Genomic DNA, 17,031 nt, shown 5'->3' on the forward strand with positions numbered 1-17,031 from the left:
TTCAAAGCCACTGAAAAGGCCAAGGAAAGTCCGGGACAAGCCCTCGCGAAGGCCTTGGGGGAGCGCCGTAGTCCGGACGGAAAAGCGCAGGCGGAGAACACCTCATGGGTCTCACGAGCAACAATGTGCTGCTGCTGGCAATCCTGTTCGCAGTACTGCTGTTCGCCGGCACGGTGTGGCTGTGGCCACGCCTGGCCCGGCGCGGCTGGCGGCCCGTCAGTGGACGCGTCGGCCTGCTGCTCGCCACCCAGTTGGCGCTCTTCCTGTCAGTGGGCCTCTTCGCCAACCAGGCCTTCGGCTTCTACGCCAGCTGGGCGGACCTGCTGGGCAAGGAGACCGAGCCGGGCGTGGTCGTCGACCACACGGCGGCCGGCGGCTCGGCGGGGCCGGTGCAGGTGATCGACACCCGGCGCGTGGACGGCGCGGGCAGCGGGCGGCCGCGGTCCGCCGGGCAGATACAGAAGATCGCCGTCACCGGCCGCACGACGCACATCGTCTCGCCCGCGTACGTGTACCTGCCGCCGGAGTACTTCGACCCGCAGTACCGCACGCGTACGTTCCCCGCGGCCGTGATCCTCACCGGCTACCCGGGTACGGCGGAGGCGCTCGTGGACAAGCTGCACTATCCGCGCACCGCGCGGCAGCTCGCCAAGGACGGGCGCATGCAGCCGATGATCCTGGTGATGCTGCGGCCGACCGTGGCGCCGCCGCGGGACACGGAGTGCGTGGACGTCCCGGGCGGACCGCAGACCGAGTCGTTCTTCGCGAAGGACCTGCCCGACGCCGTGACGGCCCACTACAGAGTCGGCAAGAAGCCCGGCAGCTGGGGTGTCATCGGGGACTCCACGGGCGGTTACTGCGCGCTGAAGCTGGCGATGCACCACCCCGACGTGTATGCGGCCGGCGCGGGCCTGTCGGCGTACTACAAGGCGCCGATCGACCCGACCACCGGCAACCTCTTCCGCGGCGACGCGACCCTGCGGGGCGAGGCGGATCTGCACTGGTATCTGAAGCACCGGCCCGCGCCCGACACCTCGCTGCTCGTGACCAGCAGCAAAGTGGGCGAATCCAACTACAAGGCCACGCTGAAGTTCATAGACCAGGTGAAGGCCACGAACAGGACCAGGATCTCGTCGATCATCCTGGAAAGCGGCGGGCACAACTTCAACACCTGGCGGCGCGAGATTCCGCCCACGCTGCAGTGGATCAGCGGGCGGCTGAGCGACCGGTGACGTCGGGCGACGGCGTGCGGGGCGGCCTGGGCGGTCTGCGGGGACGGCGTGCGGCTACGGCGTACTGAGGCGGGGTACTGAGGCGGCGTACTGAGCGGCTCGGCCGGAAATGATCTTGCTTCTTCCCGAATGGGTCGCCCGCGCTGTTTCCCTGCTGTTTCCTGATGCCCTGTGAAGACTTCTGTATGGCTGTGTTTTTACGGGGCGGCGCGCCAACATTCGCCTACGCGCGGTAAGTTTCTGGCCATGCCACGTGGACGTCACCGCCATTCCCCGCCTTTGCACAGGCTGCTGCCGCCTTCGGCGATCGCAGGCGTCTCCCTAGTCTGCGCTTTTGGTCCCTGGGTGTTCACGGAACAACTGGTGCTGCGAGGTCTGGCCGCCGCTGCCGCGGCGACGGCGATCGGCGGCGCGTTCGTGATGCGCCGCTGGGACATGCAGGCCGGCAAGCAGGTCGCCGACCTCACGCGCGCGCGGGCGGGCGACGAGTGGCGCTTCGAGGAACGCGTCGCCGAACTGGAGACCGACCTCGACGAGTCGCGCGAGCTGCGCGTCAAGCTGGAGCAGCGGCTGCGGGCCAAGCGCACCGAACTGGCGGGCCTGCGCAACGAGCACGCGGCGCTGCTGCGCCGGTACGCCACGGCGGAGACCGAGCGGGCGAGCGCCCTGGAGGGCCGCCGTCTGCTCGAGATAGAGACCACGGACCCGGCGCCGGCCCTGCCTCCCGCGCGCGTGGCGCAGGAGAAGCAGAAGCAGGAGAAGGCCGAGGGGTCCGGGAAGTCGACGGCGACGGGCACGGTCGCCGCACGGGAGCTCGAGGCCGCCGCCGATCCTGCCGACGCCGAGACGGAGGCGGAGACCGAGGCGGACTCCGAGGCCCTTGAGCCGGCGGACGGGAAGGCCGAGTCGGACGGGAAGAGCGGGTCGGCCGAGGCCGTCGAGTCTTCCGAGGCGGCCGATGAGGAGCCTGAGGCTCCCGCGGTCTTCTCCCCGGCGGGATCCAAGCTGTTTCTGCGGGCGCAGGCCGCGCTGGCCCTCCTCGACGCCGACGCCGACTCCGCCGAGGCGGTGAAGGCCGAGGCCGTGAAGAGCGAGGCCGTGAAGACCGAAGGCTCCGCCGGCGACACGGAGGCCGCGCAGGAGGACGAAGCCGAGGGGAAGCCCGAGGCGGTCGACGAGCACACGCGCGCGGCCGCCGCCTACACGTCCGCCGAGGAGAACGCGACCCCGGCGGAGGCGGAGAAGGCCACTTCGGAAGAGCCGGAAGAGCCGGAAGAGCTGGAAAAGCCGGGATCGGCCGCAGAGCGCACCGCCGCAGGCGCGAAGACCCCGGTACCCGAGTACGCCCCGTCGGCGTACCCGCGGGCCCTGGCCTCGCGAGCGCTCGCCGAGTCCGTCGTCCTCGCCGAGCCCGTCGTCCCCGACCTCCCCGCCGCGCCGACGGAGTCCGCCGCCTCCGGCGCCCTCGTCCCGCGCCAGGCCGCGCCCGTGATGCGTCCCTCCGGCCACTTCACGGTGCCGACCGCCGTGGCCGTCGTACCGGCCGCGCAGCCGCTGCGGCGGCCGACGGCCGAGGGCGGATTCGATTTCTTCGGTACGAAGGCGTCCTCGGCGTCCGCCGCCCTGGAGGCCGTGCAGAACGAGGATCTCGCCGACGTGGTCGGGCAGGAGGCGCTCGCGCTGCACAAGGCCGAGGCCGAGTCGGAGTTCAAGCCGGTGGACGAGCACGCGCGCGGGGTGAGCCAGGTCATCGACCTGACCGCCCACGACGAGACCGAGCAGATCAACCTCCACGGACTGCGCAGCGCCGCCTCCTGAACGCCGACGAGTTGAACGCCGCCGAGCGAGCGTCGGCGCGCAGCTCGGCCGAGCCGCTCAGGCCATCCACCGGTCGGGCCGGGCGTCCCTTCGCCCGGTCCGCGACCGCTCCGCCTGCCCCCGCAGCAGCTCCGCGGCCTCCTGCACGTCCCTCAGCCGCGCCGTGACGGTCTTGTTGGCCCCCGTGTCCACATGGACGTCCGCGACGCGCCAGAGACGCTGCCAGGGCCCCTGCGTCAGCCGTACGCTCTGGACCTTGGCGTGCGGCACGAGCGCGAGGCTCCGCCGCAACAGCCCCTGCCGTGCGGCGAACACCGAGTCCGTGACGGCGATCCCGTAGCCCCGCCACCACACCGGCACGCACCGCCCGGCCCGCCGCGGCGGGCGCGTGAGCGAGGCCGCCGCCGGGACGGTCACCCCGGGCAGCACGCGCGCGATGACGGCCTCCGCGGCCTCGCGCGGGGCGACCGGCACGAGCACCGAGTTCGCCGAGCCGGCCACCGCCAGCTCGACGCGCACCCAGCCGCGCCGCCGCCACAGCAGCGGCTGGACGATCCGCACGGTCTGCACGCGTCCGGGCGGCACCGTCTCGTGCGTGCGGTCCAGCAGCCCGTGGTCGATACGCAGCCCGTCCGGCGACTCGCCGACCGTCCAGTCGTACTCGCCGACGAACCGCCCCACGCTGCTCGCGCCCGCCGCGCCGAGCAACGGCACACCGGTCACCAGCACCGTGACCACACTGTGGGTGGCCAGCCACAGGACCGGCGGCAGGACGAGCGCGGCGGCCAGCGCGCCCCAGGTCGCGCCGGTCAGCACCAGCGAGATCGCGAGCCGGCGCGTGGGCACGCGCAGCAGCTCGCGCGCGGGAGCCTCGCCTATCTCGTGCGCTGTCTCGGGCGCGAAACCCGCCGCCCGCGCGAGCAGCTCGGCCCGCAGCGCGCGTGCCTCCGCCTCGCCCAGGAAGGCCAGTTCGTCCTTCTTGTCGACGCCGACGACGTCGAGCCGGAGCTTCGCGACGCCCGCGATCCGCGCGAGCAGCGGCTGGGTGACGTCGATCGCCTGGATGCGCTCCAGACGGATATGCGCGGTGCGCCGGAACAGCAGGCCGGTCCGGATGCGCAGTTCGGCGTCCGTCACCGCGAAGTGGGTGAACCACCAGCTCAGGAAGCCGTAGGCGGCGGCCGCCGGGAGGAGTACGGCGAGCGCGATCAGCAGGGTCGTCGTGGTCAGCCGGGTCAGCTGCTCCTGTGCCTGGTTCGGGTCGTGCACCGCCCAGCCGACGAGCACCGCGACAGGCGCCCACGCCCGCCGGAAGGGCGTGACGGGGTGCAGGCGGTGCTCGACGACGGCCCGCGCGGGGGGCGCGTCGGGCGCGTCGGGCGTACCTTCCAGAGCGTCCTCGACGGGTACGCCGTCCTCGACGCCCGGCGTCGTCACAGCCCCGCCGATCGGGCCTCGCCGAGCTCGGTGAGCCGGTCGCGCAGCCGTTCCGCCTCGTCCGGGTCCAGCCCCGGGATGGTCGCGTCGGTCGCGGCGGCCGCCGTGTGCAGCTGGACGCTGGCCAGCCCGAAGTGCCGCTCGACGGGACCGGAGGTGACCTCCACGAGCTGCATGCGCCCGTACGGCACGACGGTCTCCTGGCGCCACAGCACGCCCCGGCTGATCAGCAGGTCGTCGGCGCGCTCGGCATACCGCCAGGAGCGCCAGTTGCGGCCGAGCAGCACCCAGCCCCACCCGATCCCGGCCAGCGGCAGCAGCGCGAAGGCGGCCCAGCCCGGGCCGACGAGCAGGCCGAGCAGCAGGCCGACGCCGAGGGCCGCCAGCCCCAGCCACACCACCAGCAACAGCCGCCGCATCCGCAGCAGCTCCGGAGGCAGCCCGTTCCACACCGGTCCGGACCTCGTCACCTCTGCGCCCGCGGGGCTCCCCGTTTCCATAGGCCCAGCGTACGTAGGGGAGCGGGTAGGGGAGACTGGGCCCATGACTCCTACGACGGAGACCACGGTCGGGATCGGCGGCGCCGCGGAGAGCACCGACATGGTGCTCAACATCGGCCCCCAGCACCCCTCCACGCACGGCGTGCTGCGGCTGCGCCTCGTGCTGGACGGCGAGCGCATCAGGCACGCGGAGCCGGTGATCGGCTATATGCACCGCGGCGCGGAGAAGCTGTTCGAGGCGCGCGACTACCGCCAGATCGTCATGCTGGCCAACCGCCACGACTGGCTGTCGGCCTTCTCCAACGAGCTGGGCGTGGTCCTGGCCGTGGAGCGCATGCTCGGCATGGAGGTCCCCGAGCGCGCGGTGTGGACGCGCACGCTGCTCGCGGAGCTGAACCGGGTGCTGAACCACCTGATGTTCCTGGGGTCCTATCCGCTGGAGCTCGGCGGCATCACCCCGGTCTTCTACGCCTTCCGCGAGCGCGAGGTGCTCCAGAACGTCATGGAGGAGGTCTCCGGCGGCCGCATGCACTACATGTTCAACCGGGTCGGCGGCCTCAAGGAGGACCTGCCGGCCGGCTGGGCCGCACGCGCGCGTGGCGCGGTCGCCGCCGTGCGCTCGCGCATGGACGTCTTCGACGACCTCGTCCTCGGCAACGAGATCTTCCGGGGCCGCACCCGGGACGTGGGCACGCTCGCGCCGCCGGCCGTGCACGCGTACGGCGTCAGCGGACCGATCGCGCGCGCCTCGGGCGTCGACTTCGACCTGCGCCGCGACGAGCCCTATCTCGCGTACGGGGAGCTTCAGGACACGCTGAAGGTGGTGACCCGGACCGAGGGCGACTGTCTCGCGCGCTTCGAGTGCCTCCTGGGGCAGACGCACAACGCGCTGGCCCTCGCGGACGCCTGCCTGGACCGGCTGGCCGACCTGCCGCCCGGCCCGATCAACCAGAGGCTCCCGAAGGTCCTCAAGGCGCCCGAGGGGCACACGTACGCGTGGACCGAGAACCCCCTCGGCATCAACGGCTACTACCTCGTCAGCAAGGGCGAGAAGACCCCGTACCGGCTGAAGCTGCGGTCTGCCTCGTACAACAACATCCAGGTGCTGACCGAACTGCTGCCGGGCACGCTGATCGCGGACATGGTGGCGATCCTGGGGTCGATGTTCTTCGTGGTCGGGGACATCGACAAGTAGAGCGACAAGAGCGACAAGAGCGATAAGTAGACAAGAGCGGCGAGTAGAGCGAGAAAGGTCGCGCCGGTCAGCCGTGCTGGGTCACGCGCGCGTGGGGTCCGTCGGGTCCGCGGCGAGCGGGTTCGGAATTCCAACGGGCTGGAGCAGCCATCCGAAGTCACCGAGTCCGCCCGGCGCGGTGAGCTCGGCGGCTTCCCCGGCGCTCGCGAGGGCGCGTACGTAGGCGGTGGGATCCGTGGAGGCCAGCGTGAGCGGGGGGCGCGCGCCGGTGACACCCAGGGCGTGCAGGGCGGCGCGTTGGGGCAGCAGAAGCGCGCGGGGAAGCGCGTACGCCTCTGTGTGGTCGGCCACCCCAATACCGGTCCCCGCTCCCGCCCCCGCTCCCGCCTCCGCGCACGCGTCCAGTGCCACGTGTGCCGTGATGTCACAGGATCCGTCCGGCACGGGCGGTGTCTCGCGTCCCTCGCGGAAGCCGGTGAGCGTTCCGAACAGGGGGCGCGCGTCCGCCGTGTGCGCGTAGTCCACCGCCACCGCGAGTCCGCGCGTGACGCGTGAGACGACGGACGCCCACGCCGTGTCCCGGGGCAGCCCGATCTCCGCGCGCAGCCCGTCCTCGTCCGGCAGCGGCCACCACCGCGCCAGCCATTCCGCCTCCGCGCCGGACACCGGCGGGCCCAGTCGCTCGGCGCCGTCGTCCCGCACGAGCACCAGCCGCACCGCCCCCGCCGGGTCGACCTGGGCGACCTCGACGGGCACGTTGTCCAGCCACTCGTTGGCGAACAGCAGCCCGGTGACCTGCGGTGGGGGCTCGGGCAGCCACGCGATTGCGGGGGCGAGCCCCACCGGGCGGGCGGCGACCTCGACGGCGTACGCACGCGTGCGTGCCGCCACGTCGGCGGGGAGCGCGGCGAGGACGCCGGCGGCCAACTCGCCCCGCCCGGCGGCCATGTCGACGAAGTCGAGCGACGCGGGCCGGCCCAGCGCCTCGTCGACCCGGCACAGCAGGCCGGCCACGGCCCCGGCGAAGAGCGGCGAGGCGTGCACCGACGTACGGAAGTGTCCGGCCGGGCCCTCGGGGCGCCGGTAGAAGCCGCCGCTTCCGTCGGTTCCGTACAGGGCCGTCTGTGTCGCCGCGCGCCAACCGCGCCACTCTCCGGAGCCCGTCGCCTCGTCCGTCATCCGGTCAGACTAGGCGTACAGGTGATCACGGCCTCCACCTTGCGGAGTACACGCGTCGGGACCGGATCGGCCCTCCGGTTGACCCCCGCACGCCTTGCGCTTCCCTACGCTGGGTTACGTGCAGCGCCTCTACGACTTCCTCCGCAGACACCCGACCGGGGTCGACGGCTTCTGGGCCCTCGTCCTGTTCGGGATCTCCGTCGCGGCCGGAACCAGCGGTCAGGAGCAGCGTGGCACCGACTCCATGGCGCTGCTGGTGCCCGTCGTGTTCCTGTTGTGCCTGGTCATCGCGTTGCGCCGGCGTATGCCGGAGAAGATGCTGCTGCTGGCCGCCGCGCTCGGGCTGGCGCAGCTGGTGCTGGACGTCGGGGTCACGGCCGCCGACTTCGCCCTGCTGGTGATCGTCTACACCGTCGCCGCGACCGGCGCCCGATGGGCCTCCCGGCTCGCGCTGGCCATGGGTCTGAGCGCGGCGACCCTGTCGGAGCTGCGCTGGCCGCAGGGGGACACGAGCGCGCTGGGCGAGGTCGCGATCGTCGTCTTCCAGACGGTGCCGTTCGCCCTCGCCTGGGTGCTCGGCGACTCCATCCGCACCCGGCGCGCCTACTTCGCGCAGCTGGAGGAGCGCGCGGCGCGGCTGGAGAAGGAGCGCGAGGCGCAGGCGAAGGTCGCGGTCGCCGCCGAACGCGCCCGTATCGCGCGTGAACTGCACGACGTCGTCGCGCACAACGTGTCGGTGATGGTGGTCCAGGCCGACGGTGCCGCCTACGTCCTCGACGCCGCCCCCGACCAGGCGAAGAAGGCCCTGGAGACGATCTCCTCCACCGGCCGCCAGGCCCTCGCCGAGATGCGCCGCCTGCTGGGCGTGCTGCGCACCGGCGAGCACCAGGAGGGCGGGGAGTACGTGCCGCAGCCGGACGTCGAGCAGATCGACGACCTGGTGCAGCAGTGCCGCGGCTCCGGACTGCCCGTGGACTTCAAGGTCGAGGGCACCCCGCGGCCGCTGCCCAGCGGCGTCGAGCTCACCGCGTACCGCATCGTGCAGGAAGCGCTGACGAACACGCGCAAGCACGGCGGGCCGAACGCGGGTGCGAGCGTGCGCCTGGTCTACTTCGACGACGGCCTCGGCCTGCTGGTGGAGGACGACGGCAAGGGCGCCCCGCAGGAGCTGTACGAGGAGGGCGGCGCCGACGGCCAGGGGCACGGCCTGATCGGCATGCGCGAACGGGTCGGCATGGTCGGCGGCACGCTGGACGCGGGCCCGCGCCCCGGCGGAGGATTCCGCATCAGCGCGCTGCTCCCGCTCAAACCAGCGCATTGACGCCGACGCACGCCCCCTGTTGACACCTGTCACGCCCCCCGGCCCACCGAACCGGCCCACCGAACCGGCCCACCGAACCGGCCCACTGAAGCCGCCCGACTCACGACCGAAGACTCCCGGAAGAGGACCTCATGACGATCCGCGTGATGCTCGTCGACGACCAGGTGCTGCTGCGCACCGGGTTTCGGATGGTGCTCGACGCCCAGCCGGACATGGACGTCGTGGCGGAGGCGGGGGACGGCGTCGAGGCTCTCCAGGTGGTGCGTTCCACGGCGGTCGACGTCGTGCTGATGGACGTCCGCATGCCGAAGCTGGACGGTGTGGAGGCCACCCGCCGCATCTGCGCGGAGGCCCACCCGCCGAAGGTGCTGATCCTGACCACCTTCGACCTCGACGAGTACGCGTTCTCCGGGCTCAAGGCAGGCGCCTCCGGCTTCATGCTGAAGGACGTGCCGCCCGGCGAGCTCCTCGCCGCCATCCGCTCGGTGCACAGCGGCGACGCGGTGGTCGCCCCGTCCACCACCCGCCGGCTCCTCGACCGGTTCGCGCCGATGCTGCCCACCACCGGCAAGGAGCCCCGCCACAAGGAGCTGGAGCGGCTCACCGACCGGGAGCGCGAGGTCATGGTGCTGGTCGCCCAGGGCCTGTCCAACGGCGAGATCGCGGCCCGGCTGGTGCTGTCCGAGGCGACCGTCAAGACCCACGTGGGCCGCATCCTGACCAAGCTGGGGCTGCGCGACCGGGTCCAGGTGGTGGTCCTGGCGTACGAGACGGGCATCGTCCGTGCGGGCGGCCACGGCTGAGCCCCGGGGGCGCTACGGCGTTCAGCGGACCGCCGGTCACAGCGGAACGTGACCTGCGCGCAACCGGCGGCCACTAGGGTCGGCGCATGCTCCTGTGGATCAACGGCCCCTTCGGGGGCGGCAAGACACAGACCGCACATGAGATTCGGCGTCGGCTGCCCGGCAGCGTGATCTGCGATCCCGAGCACGTGGGCTTCGGGCTGCGCCGCATGCTGCCGCCCGAGCTGCGGGGCGACTTCCAGGACCTGGTGTCGTGGCGGCAGGGCGTCGTCGAGGTCCTGGACCTGGCGCTCGGCAAGCACGACGGCGTGGTGATCGCCCCCATGACCGTCACCGATCCCGTCTACTTCGCGGAGACCGTCGGCAGGCTGCGCGAACTCGGCCACGACGTCCGCCACTTCACGCTCCTCGCCGAACGCGAGACGGTCCTGACGCGGCTGCGGGAACGCGGCCTGGGACGTCTCCTTCGGTTCTTCGTCGGACAGCGCGCGGGACTGCGCCGGGAGAGCTGGGCGGTGCAGCAGCTCGACGACTGCCTTCGCAAACTGCGCGAGCCGGAGTTCGCCGAACATCTGTGGACGGACCACTCGACCGTGCCGAAGACGGCGGACCGCATAGCCGTCCTGGCCGGTCTGACCCTCAGACCCAACAACGAGGGCACGCTGCGGACCCGGCTCAGGCAGGCGCGGGTGGGCGTACGGCACATCCGGTTCGACTGACGGGCCGATGGGATGCGGTCATCACGGTGGCCGCCCGCCGGACCGGTTCTAGCGGAGGATCCCTTCCAGGAAGTCGCTGCCCAGTCGGGCCACCATCGTCACGTCGAGCTGGTGGAGCACGTACCGGCCGCGCCGGCGCGTGGTGACCAGGCCCGCCTTCTTCAGGACGCCGAGGTGGCGGGATATCTCGGGGGCCGTCATGCCGTGGACCTGGGCCAGCTCGGTCGTGGTGTAGGTGCTGCGGGCCAGCAGACGGCAGATGCGCATCCGCACGGGGTGGGAGAGCGCGGTCATGCGCAGCGTCAACTGCTCGACCGAGGGCGGCGAGGCCAGCTCCGGGGAGCCCACCGGATAGTGGAGCACCGGCTGCCAGCCGTGCCGGTGCAGCACCATCAGGTGGGGCCAGCCGAGGCTCGTCGGCACCAGCAGCAGGCCTCCGTCGCCGGTGGCGCTGCGGCCCTCGACCAGCTTGTCCACGGTGATCCGCGCGGTGTGCTCGTCCAGCGTCACGGCGGTGGACACCGAGGCGAGCGCCTCCGCCAGGCCCTTGTGGCGCAGGAGGTCGGTCTTGTGGCGGGAGTCCGCGGCGAGCGGGTGGCGCACCCGGGCCCAGACGTCGGCGAAGAACGCCTCGTCGCAGTCCTCCAGGAACTGCCGCAGCCAGGCACGCACGCGTGGCGGGTCGTCCAGCAGCCGCCGGGTGAAGCGCACCTGTCGCGGTCCGCGCGTGGCGGCCAGTTCGAGAGCGCGGCGGTGCAGGGCCGGGTCGGACAGGACGTCGAGGCTCGGCAGGTCGTACCCCGGCGCGCAGGTGAACTCCAGCGCCGAGTCCACGAACTGCTCGTCCGTCAGCTTGTCCAGGAGATCGAGCTCCTCGGCGAGCGTCGCCCCGGGGACCGTGTGACCGCCCGGGATGCCCGCGTACGGCAGGAAGAGGTCCGAGAACGTCGAACGCCACAGGAAGTCCGCCTCGCACATCCGGTCGGCCAGATGCGAGTCGAGCCGTGCGGTGACGCCGGTGACCCAGCCCTGGAGACCGGGGTGGTGCCCCGGCTCGGACAGCGCGTGCAGCGCCATGCCGAGCTCGGCGAGGGGCGAGGGCACGACGGCGACCCTCTCCGGCCGCAGCCCCGCGATGTCGATGCAGACGCTCATGCCCTCATGGTGCACCCCGCCACTGACAGCGCGGCCCCCGATTGACGGCCGACGTCAATCGACGCGACGAGCGGCGCCGGCCGGGCGCAACCTGAGGACACCGGGGCCGCCGCGGGGCAGGCCTTCCGGACTTCCGTTCCCCACGCATTCCCCCGGCTCGTCCACGTCCCGATGCACACCTATAAATCCAGACACATCCCGACAGCGTTCCGACCGCGTTCCGAAGGGGCCTCGGCCATGAGCATCACCCAGCAGCACGCCCTCGACGTCCACCGCGCCCGGCAGCACGGCGAACCCCTCCCGCCCGCGCCCGGGGCCAACGACTGGCAGGTCGTCCGCGAGCTGCGCGACCACGGGCGGTTCCGCGTGGTGCTCGCGCAGCGCCCGGCGCACGGGCGGATACGGAGGACCCTGGGCCGCTGGCTGCACCTGCGCCCCCGCTCCACCGGTTGACCGCCCCGCTCCACCGGCTGACCGCCCCCGCGCCGCTTGCCGACCGTCTCCTACCTGCTCGCCACCTCGGTCACCCGGGCCGCGAAGTCCGCGACGGCCGCCTTCACGTCGTCCGCCGTCCACTCCAGGCCCGCGGCGCGGACGGTGACCTCGGTGCGGGACAGCCCCGGCCCGCCGCGGTCCCAGGCGGAGGCGAAGAGCATGGTCCCGGTCTGTTCGGCCTGCAGCGCCGCCGCTTCACCGAGCACGTCCGCCTCGTACGGCAGCCAGACCTGGAACTCGTGGGTGTGCGGCGTCTCGGGGTGCACGCGCGCCCACGGCAGGCCCGCTTCGGCGAACCCCTCGCGCAGTGCGGCGGCCACCACGCGCGCGTGGGACGCGTATACAGGAAGCCGGGGCAGCTCCCGCTCCAGGCCGATGAGCGCCGACAGGGCGGTGGGGAACTGCTGGAAGACCATGCCGCCGTACCGGTGGCGCCAGGTCTTCGCCTCCTCCACCAGCGTCTTCGGGCCGGCGAGCGCGGCTCCGCCGAAGCCGTCGAGGGACTTGTAGAACGACACGTAGACGCTGTCCGCCAGGCCCGCTATCTCCGCCAGAGGGCGGCCGAAGTGGAGGGTGGACTCCCACAGGCGCGCGCCGTCGAAGTGCACCACCGCGTCGCGCTCGCGCGCGGCCTCCACGACCTCGGTCAGCTCCTCCCAGGAGGGCAGCACGAAACCGGCGTCCCTGAGGGGCAGCTCCAGCATCAGCGCGCCGAAGGGCTCCCCGAAGTCGCGCACCTCGTCGGCCGTGGGCAGCCGCGGCTCGCCCGTCACCCGGACCGTGCGCAGCCCGCTGACGGCGCCGAACGCGCCCCGCTCCCAGACCTCCGGGTGGGCCAGCGCGTGCAGCGCGACCGTGGGGTTGCCGGTACGGCCCGCCCAGCAGCGCAGGGCGACCTGCTGGGCCATCGTGCCGGTCGGGAAGAACGCGGCGGCCTCCGTGCCCAGCAGTGCGGCGACCCGCTCCTCCAGGGTTTCCACGACCCCGTTGCCATAGATGTCCGCGGGCTCGTCCAGGTCGTACACCTCGGGTGCGCCGTCGTGCAGCAGGGCGAGCCGTTCGCGCAGGGTGCTCCGGAAGCCGCCGCGTGACAGGACGCGGCTCGCCTCCCGGTAGGCGACCGCCCTCCGCTCCCGCAGCCGCTCCTGCGCCGACTTCTCCCCGTCCTGCTGCGCCGTATCAGTCATGCCCGGATCATGCCGTGCGCCGAGCGTCGCGAGCACGCCCCTTTTCGGAAGGCGTCCCGAAGGCGTCCGGAAGAGACCCGGAAGAGACCCGGAAGGGATCCAGAAGAGATCCGGAAGACATCCGGAAGGGATGTGCAAACCGAGGGTGCGAAAACCCACAGCCTGTGGACAACCGAACGCCTCTCGAACCAATCGCGTTAACATGACGAGAAATCGTCCGGTACCCCGAGCGGACTGGAACGGAAGGCCGCCGTCGCGTGAGTACAGTCCCACAGCCAGACCCCAAGGACCGCCCCGCGCGGCTCACCGTCGGCGTCGTCGGCGCCGGCCGGGTGGGCCCCGCCCTGGCCGCGTCCCTCGCACTCGCCGGACACCGCCCGGTGGCCGTCTCCGGCGTCTCCGACGCCTCCCGGCGGCGAGCCGCGCTGCTGCTGCCCGACGTGCCCCTGTTGCCGCCCGCCGAGGTTCTCCGGCGCGCCGACCTGGTGCTGCTGACCGTCCCCGACGACGCCCTGCCCGGGCTCGTGCAGGGCCTCGCCGAGACCGGCGCCGTCCGACCGGGACAGCTCCTCGCGCACACCTCCGGGCGGTACGGCGCGAAGGTCCTGGACCCCGCCCTGCGCGCGGGCGCGCTGCCGCTGGCCCTGCACCCGGCGATGACGTTCACCGGCACCCCCGTCGACGTCCAGCGCCTGGCCGGGTGCTCCTTCGGCGTCACCGCGCCCGACCAGCTGCGACTGGCCGCCGAGGCCCTCGTCATCGAGATGGGCGGCGAACCGGAGTGGATCGCCGAGGAGAGCCGGCCGCTCTACCACGCGGCCCTCGCCCTGGGCGCCAACCACCTGGTCACCCTGGTCGCCCAGTCCATGGAGCTGCTGCGCGCCGCAGGCGTCGAGGCCCCCGACCGGATGCTCGGCCCGCTGCTCGGCGCCGCCCTCGACAACGCGCTGCGCTCCGGCGACGCGGCCCTCACCGGCCCCGTCGCGCGCGGAGACGCGGGCACGGTCGCCGCGCACGTCGCGGAGTTGCGCGAACACGCCCCGCAGACCGTCGCCGGCTATCTGGCGATGGCCCGCGCGACCGCCGACCGCGCCCTCGCCCACGGGCTGCTCAAGCCGGAGCTCGCCGAGGACCTCCTCGGGGTACTCGCCGACGGAGCCCCTGGCGCCCAGGGCGCCGAAGGAGATGCCGGATGACCACCGCCCTGCTGCGCACCGCCGGCGAACTGCACGCACGCACGCGTGCCGGCCGCCGGGCCGTCGTGATGACGATGGGCGCCCTGCACGAAGGACACGCCACCCTCGTCCGCACCGCCCGGGAGCTCGCCGGGCCGGACGGCGAGGTCGTGGTCACGGTCTTCGTCAACCCCCTGCAGTTCGGCGCGGGCGAGGACCTCGACCGCTATCCGCGCACCCTGGACGCCGACCTCAAGATCGCCGAGCAGGCCGGCGCGGACGTCGTGTTCGCCCCGTCCGTCGACGAGGTCTACCCGGGCGGCGAACCCCAGGTCCGGGTCAGCGCCGGCCCCATGGGGGCGCGGCTGGAGGGCGCCTCCCGCCCCGGCCACTTCGACGGCATGCTCACCGTCGTCGCCAAGCTGCTGCACCTCACCCGGCCCGACGCCGCCCTGTTCGGGCAGAAGGACGCCCAGCAGCTCGCCCTGATCCGCCGCATGGTGAAGGACCTGAACTTCGGCGTCGACGTCGTCGCCGTGCCCACCGTGCGCGAGGCCGACGGGCTGGCCCTGTCCAGCCGCAACCGCTATCTGTCCGCCAAGGAGCGGCGCACCGCGCTCGCGCTCTCGGAGGCCCTGTTCGCCGGCCGCGACCGGCACGCCGCCCAGGAGGCGCTGCGGGCCCGCGCACGTGAGGTGCCCGCCACGCACGCGCGTGCCGAGGCGCTCAGCGCCCTGGGGGAGTCCCGCGCGGCCGCCGACACGCACGCCGTCGCCAAGGCCGCCCCCGCCGACCCGGCCGCCGTCCGCGCGGCCGCCCGCCTGGTCCTCGACGCGGCCGCCCGCCTGGACCCGCCCCTGCAACTGGACTACCTCGCGCTCGTCGACCCGTCGGACTTCACGGAGATCGCCGTGCACGAGGACGACTTCACCGGCGAGGCCGTCCTCGCCGTCGCCGCCCGGGTCGGGACGACCCGGCTGATCGACAACCTCCCCCTCACCTTCGGAGCCGCCTCGTGACCAGCACAGGCATACGACTGCACGCGCCCGCGCCCGGATGGAGCATCGCCGCGGACGTCGTGGTCGTCGGCTCAGGCGTCGCCGGTCTGACCGCGGCCCTGCGCTGCGAGGCCGCCGGCCTGAACACGGTCGTCGTCACCAAGGCACGCCTCGACGACGGCTCCACCCGCTGGGCGCAGGGCGGCATCGCCGCGGCCCTCGGCGAGGGCGACACCCCCGAACAGCACCTGGACGACACCCTGGTCGCGGGCGCCGGCCTGTGCGACGAGGAGGCCGTACGGATCCTCGTCACCGAGGGCCCCGACGCCGTACGCCGGCTGATCGAGACCGGCGCCCACTTCGACGAGTCCGCCGAAGGACGCCTGGAGCTCACCCGCGAGGGCGGCCACCACCGCCGCCGCATCGCGCACGCGGGCGGCGACGCGACCGGCGCGGAGATCTCCCGCGCGCTCGTCGAGGCGGTACGCGCGCGTGGGCTGCGCACGATCGAGAACGCGCTCGTCCTGGACCTGCTCCTGGAGGCCGACGGCCGCACCGCGGGCGTGACCCTGCACGTCATGGGCGAGGGCCAGCACGACGGCGTGGGCGCCGTGCACGCCCCCGCGGTCGTCCTCGCGACCGGCGGCATGGGCCAGGTCTTCTCCGCCACCACCAACCCGTCGGTGTCCACCGGCGACGGCGTGGCGCTCGCCCTGCGCGCCGGCGCGGAGGTCTCCGACCTGGAGTTCGTGCAGTTCCACCCGACGGTGCTGTTCCTCGGCCCGGACGCGGAGGGCCAGCAGCCCCTCGTCTCCGAGGCGGTGCGCGGCGAGGGCGCCCACCTGGTCGACGCGGACGGCGTGCGCTTCATGGTCGGCCAGCACGAGCTGGCCGAGCTGGCGCCCCGGGACATCGTCGCCAAGGGCATCATGCGCCGGATGCAGGAGCAGGACGCCGAGCACATGTTCCTCGACGCCCGCCACTTCGGCGCCGCCATGTGGGAGCACCGCTTCCCGACGATCCTGGCCGCCTGCCGCGCCCACGGCATCGACCCGGTCCACGAGCCCATCCCGATAGCCCCCGCGGCCCACTACGCCTCCGGGGGCGTGCGCACCGACTCCCGGGGCCGCACGACCGTCCCGGGCCTGTACGCGTGCGGGGAGGTCGCCTGCACCGGCGTGCACGGCGCCAACCGGCTCGCGTCCAACTCCCTCCTGGAGGGCCTCGTGTACGCGGAGCGCATCGTCGCCGACATCGCGCATATCGCCGACGCCGCCGACGCCGACGACATCGCAGACATCTCTGATAGCGCAGACATCGCCGTGAGCCACGCGGACGACGGCCTCCACGCGTGCGTGTCCGCACCGATCGAGCAGCCCGAGCAGCCCGGCCGGCCCGAGAAGCCCGCGCACCCGCTGCTCGCCCCGGAGGCCCGGTTCGCCATCCAGCGGATCATGACCGGCGGCGCGGGCGTCCTGCGCTCCGCCGAGTCCCTGGAGCGGGCCGCCGACCAGCTCCAACGGCTGCACTCCGAGGCCCGCGACGCCCTGGACGAGAACGGCAAGACCGCCGAGCCCGGCGTCGACACCTGGGAGGCCACCAACCTCCTGTGCGTGGCCCGCGTCCTGGTCGCCGCCGCGAGGCAGCGCGAGGAGACCCGCGGCTGTCACTGGCGCGAGGACCACGCCGACCGCGACGACGCCGACTGGCGCCGCCACATCGTCGTACGGCTGAATCCGGACCGCACGCTCGCCGTACACACCACCGATACCGCAGACTTCCCCCCGACCCGGCAGCACCACCAGGAGCAGTGACAG

General features: G+C 73.1%; 15 protein-coding genes. 10 read left to right on the top strand and 5 right to left on the bottom strand.

Features of this window, described 5'->3' with window-relative positions; translation table 11 throughout:
- Window positions 1–104: 104 nt before the first annotated feature.
- Together OG562_RS24310 and OG562_RS24315 are read left to right on the top strand one after the other, a co-directional pair.
- Window positions 105–1,232, top strand: coding sequence for an esterase family protein (locus OG562_RS24310; protein ID WP_266401157.1), 1,128 nt, complete (start codon window positions 105–107; stop codon window positions 1,230–1,232).
- A gap of 345 nt (window positions 1,233–1,577) precedes the next feature.
- Window positions 1,578–3,050, top strand: a complete 1,473-nt coding sequence (locus OG562_RS24315) for a hypothetical protein (RefSeq protein WP_323187550.1) — start codon at window positions 1,578–1,580, stop codon at window positions 3,048–3,050.
- Between the two features lie 57 nt (window positions 3,051–3,107).
- Here the strand turns inward: OG562_RS24315 and OG562_RS24320 are convergent, their stop codons facing one another.
- Complete coding sequence (locus OG562_RS24320; RefSeq protein WP_266409492.1) at window positions 3,108–4,442, bottom strand: PH domain-containing protein; 1,335 nt, start codon at window positions 4,440–4,442, stop codon at window positions 3,108–3,110.
- Window positions 4,443–4,483: 41 nt separating this feature from the next.
- A complete protein-coding gene (locus OG562_RS24325) occupies window positions 4,484–4,987 on the bottom strand; it encodes a PH domain-containing protein (RefSeq protein ID WP_266401160.1) in 504 nt (167 codons plus the stop codon).
- Window positions 4,988–5,030: 43 nt separating this feature from the next.
- Here OG562_RS24325 and OG562_RS24330 point away from each other — a divergent pair, with 43 nt between their 5' ends.
- Window positions 5,031–6,182: an NADH-quinone oxidoreductase subunit D gene (locus OG562_RS24330; protein ID WP_266401162.1), complete on the top strand. Its 1,152-nt coding sequence runs from the start codon at window positions 5,031–5,033 to the stop codon at window positions 6,180–6,182.
- A gap of 81 nt (window positions 6,183–6,263) precedes the next feature.
- Here the strand turns inward: OG562_RS24330 and OG562_RS24335 are convergent, their stop codons facing one another.
- The gene (locus tag OG562_RS24335; protein WP_266401164.1) at window positions 6,264–7,361 is read right to left on the bottom strand and encodes an SAM-dependent methyltransferase; all 1,098 of its coding nucleotides are present in this window, start codon (window positions 7,359–7,361) and stop codon (window positions 6,264–6,266) included.
- Between the two features lie 118 nt (window positions 7,362–7,479).
- On the opposite strand from OG562_RS24335, the gene OG562_RS24340 reads away from it, so the two are divergent.
- The 3 genes from OG562_RS24340 to OG562_RS24350 all read left to right on the top strand — a co-directional run bounded on the left by OG562_RS24340 (window position 7,480) and on the right by OG562_RS24350 (window position 10,204).
- On the top strand, window positions 7,480–8,682 hold the full coding sequence (locus OG562_RS24340; protein ID WP_266401166.1) for a sensor histidine kinase: 1,203 nt from the start codon (window positions 7,480–7,482) through the stop codon (window positions 8,680–8,682).
- 131 nt (window positions 8,683–8,813) lie between these two features.
- A complete protein-coding gene (locus OG562_RS24345) occupies window positions 8,814–9,485 on the top strand; it encodes a response regulator transcription factor (RefSeq protein ID WP_266401168.1) in 672 nt (223 codons plus the stop codon).
- An 86-nt stretch (window positions 9,486–9,571) separates the two neighbouring features.
- On the top strand, window positions 9,572–10,204 hold the full coding sequence (locus OG562_RS24350) for an AAA family ATPase (protein WP_266401171.1): 633 nt from the start codon (window positions 9,572–9,574) through the stop codon (window positions 10,202–10,204).
- 48 nt (window positions 10,205–10,252) lie between these two features.
- On the opposite strand, the gene OG562_RS24355 is transcribed toward OG562_RS24350, so the two are convergent.
- Window positions 10,253–11,359: a DUF5937 family protein gene (locus OG562_RS24355; protein ID WP_266401173.1), complete on the bottom strand. Its 1,107-nt coding sequence runs from the start codon at window positions 11,357–11,359 to the stop codon at window positions 10,253–10,255.
- A gap of 237 nt (window positions 11,360–11,596) precedes the next feature.
- On the opposite strand from OG562_RS24355, the gene OG562_RS24360 reads away from it, so the two are divergent.
- Complete coding sequence (locus OG562_RS24360; RefSeq protein WP_266401174.1) at window positions 11,597–11,812, top strand: hypothetical protein; 216 nt, start codon at window positions 11,597–11,599, stop codon at window positions 11,810–11,812.
- 50 nt (window positions 11,813–11,862) lie between these two features.
- Here the strand turns inward: OG562_RS24360 and OG562_RS24365 are convergent, their stop codons facing one another.
- Window positions 11,863–13,041: a low specificity L-threonine aldolase gene (locus OG562_RS24365; protein WP_266401175.1), complete on the bottom strand. Its 1,179-nt coding sequence runs from the start codon at window positions 13,039–13,041 to the stop codon at window positions 11,863–11,865.
- 257 nt (window positions 13,042–13,298) lie between these two features.
- On the opposite strand from OG562_RS24365, the gene OG562_RS24370 reads away from it, so the two are divergent.
- From OG562_RS24370 to OG562_RS24380, 3 genes are read left to right on the top strand one after another with little or no spacing between them, the layout of a single operon-like run.
- A complete protein-coding gene (locus OG562_RS24370; RefSeq protein ID WP_266401176.1) occupies window positions 13,299–14,237 on the top strand; it encodes a Rossmann-like and DUF2520 domain-containing protein in 939 nt (312 codons plus the stop codon).
- Window positions 14,234–15,235 (top strand): pantoate--beta-alanine ligase, encoded by a 1,002-nt coding sequence (panC, locus tag OG562_RS24375; RefSeq protein ID WP_266401179.1) that lies wholly within the window; start codon window positions 14,234–14,236, stop codon window positions 15,233–15,235. Before OG562_RS24370 ends, panC begins: the two co-directional genes overlap by 4 nt.
- Window positions 15,232–17,028: an L-aspartate oxidase gene (locus OG562_RS24380; RefSeq protein ID WP_266401181.1), complete on the top strand. Its 1,797-nt coding sequence runs from the start codon at window positions 15,232–15,234 to the stop codon at window positions 17,026–17,028. Before panC ends, OG562_RS24380 begins: the two co-directional genes overlap by 4 nt.
- Window positions 17,029–17,031 lie beyond the last annotated feature (3 nt).

The organism is Streptomyces sp. NBC_01275 (assembly GCF_026340655.1).
Classification (GTDB): Bacteria; Actinomycetota; Actinomycetes; order Streptomycetales; family Streptomycetaceae; genus Streptomyces.